At 57.4% G+C, this 2,345-nt stretch carries 2 protein-coding genes; both read left to right on the forward strand.

Features of this window, described 5'->3' with window-relative positions:
* Positions 1-76 precede the first annotated feature (76 nt).
* The gene (locus ABWV89_RS18775; RefSeq protein ID WP_353400582.1) at positions 77-1,462 is read left to right on the forward strand and encodes a polymorphic toxin type 43 domain-containing protein; all 1,386 of its coding nucleotides are present in this window, start codon (positions 77-79) and stop codon (positions 1,460-1,462) included.
* Complete coding sequence (locus tag ABWV89_RS18780) at positions 1,459-1,911, forward strand: hypothetical protein (RefSeq protein WP_353400585.1); 453 nt, start codon at positions 1,459-1,461, stop codon at positions 1,909-1,911. The genes ABWV89_RS18775 and ABWV89_RS18780 overlap by 4 nt, the downstream gene beginning before the upstream one ends.
* Positions 1,912-2,345 lie beyond the last annotated feature (434 nt).

Consider the following 2,345-nt stretch of genomic DNA (forward strand, 5'->3'; position numbering starts at 1 on the left):
CGACTGGTACGCCAGCGCCAGCGACTACGACCAGCTCAAGATCGACGCCAACAAAGACGGTGCCAGCCCTGAGCTGGTGGCGCAGTTCAAGGAAGCCACCGAGCAGATGAACCAGCTCAGCCGCCTGATGGGGGCCGCAGGGGCACTGCTGGTGGGCGGTGATGCCGACAGCATGAACCTGGCAGCGGCCACTGCGCTCAATGCGGCGCAGAACAATCGGCAGTTGCACGTGACGGAAGAAGCGCTGATCAATGCGAATGCAGCGCGCTATGCGGCAGAGCGCGGTGGAATCAGCGAAGACCAGGCTAGGAAAGAGCTGACAGAACAAGCGCTCAAACAGGTTGACAGCGATTGGAGCAAGAAGCCTCACAATGCCGAAGCGGCGGCCTTCCTGGACATGTTGCGTTCTGAAAACGCAAACGGAGAGAACTTCACGGCGGCAACTGGCCAGAACCTGTTCGACGAGACGAACAACGCACTGCTATACAACAATCATGCGCTCAACTCACAGTTCCTGAACGACGCGACCATGCGCGAGTTGTACAACCTTGCGCAACGACCCGGTGCCGGGCCGAACCAGTTCGATGCTGCAGCGTTTGCTACCGTCCGCGCGGCTGGAGACTATGCCAACTTCAAGAACCTGCGTCCGCAAGACAGAATTGAAGTGCTCTCGGCGATGGTGAAGGCGCACGAGGAACTCAAGGACATTGGGTCACCATCAGCCAACTTGATGGAAGGTGCCATCATCAAGACGGCCACGCTTCTTCGGTACCTGGATGACATCACCTTTGATGAGCTTGCGAGGGCGATTCCGGATGCATACATCTCACTCGCAATGGCCCAAACGGGTGCTGGCCTCATGGCCACTTCTGGTGGACGCAGAGCGCTGCCCAGAGTAGAGAAGCAACCAGAGGTCAAGCCGCCGAGCAAGCCTCTGGAAGCGGCAGACGGGACGGCGGGGAGCCCGTACAGCAGTGAATCGATGACGTATGGGAAACCGAATTGGAAAGACACTGAGTTTAATATTACGAAGGAGCCTGCCGGGCCGGCGAGCGAGTCTTCAAGTAGTGCGCCTCAGTTTTCCGGTTCTGGTCCAGCTCCTGGTGTGATTGCGATAACCGACACGTCATCTGTGGCGGTCCTTCAGAGCTACAAGCCATCAGGCAGGGAGGGCATTGAGTTTGTGTTTGACCCCGTCACGAACACGTTTGCAGTAGGTAAACCCCGACCGGGGTTATACGAAGGGTCTCCGCATCAGCAGTTGGCCCAATCGATCGGGGCCAATGAGAGTACAGTCGTAGGTGGAACCTTCATTCGCAAGCCTGATGGCTCAATTGTGACAACAGAGAACAGCGGGCATTACGGTCAAAACTGGACCCCTGAGATCATGACGAATTTTGAGAGTTGGCTGTCACGAAGGCTCGGTGTCAAGGTTAACCATCAACAATGGAGTGGCCAATGAAGATCCAGTTCCAACAACGTGAACCAGGCAAGCAAGGAACTCCGTTGATAGTTCTAGGCAAGGTTGGGGTGTTGATCGACTCAGGTGGTCGCTGGTGCGTAACCGTTGCCGGAGGGGAGTCCCGAGAGGTAGGAGTCGACACAGCGTACCTTCTTTATCCGTTGTTAGAACTTCGGCTCGATGACGTGAAGTTAGGTCTCACTGCATGTCTTGGTGAAGATGCGAAGGCACAAACGAATGTATACGAATTGCTGGCTACGGTCGTGCGTGCGGCGCTTATAAAGGAAGAATCGACCTATTGGCTTGAGAGGTCGATGGCCTGGGTCGACTCAGATCAGGTGTTGTGCGAGTTGGTGGTTGACGAAGTCAAGAGACTGCGATTTAGGCAAGGTGTTGCGCAAGAAATTCGGCATCGAGTTGGCCGTATCGTGAAGCGCATGCAATCATAGAAGCTACCTAAGGTGATAAGCCCGCCTGCGCGCTGGCGAGAACATCTCGCTCTCCACCGCCCAGAACGGCCATGTGCGCAGCTTCGAGTACTCGCACAAGTACGTCACCTGGGGCGGCACGGCCAGCACTAAGGGACCCTCTCCATCACCTGCACCATGCGCGCCGTGGGCTTTGCGGGATGAGGCGTGAGGCGCGAATGCCAAGGCAAGCCTGGACGGCTTGCCTGCATTCGTAACACAGCGCATCGCTCGCAAATCCACTGCCCGCTTCGGGTTCGGGCCAAAACGGGCGTCTGCCGCACCTGTTGCCTTGCGTGTGCCATCGGGCACACGACGCGCCAATCAGGCACGCCATCCATCCCGTTTTGACCTCGAACGCGCACGGCGCAGGCGATGCAGAGGGTCCCCTTGTCACCCGCGTCTCGCGTGATGTT

The sequence above is a fragment of the Hydrogenophaga sp. 5NK40-0174 genome (genome assembly GCF_040372165.1).
GTDB lineage: Bacteria > Pseudomonadota > Gammaproteobacteria > Burkholderiales > Burkholderiaceae_C > Hydrogenophaga.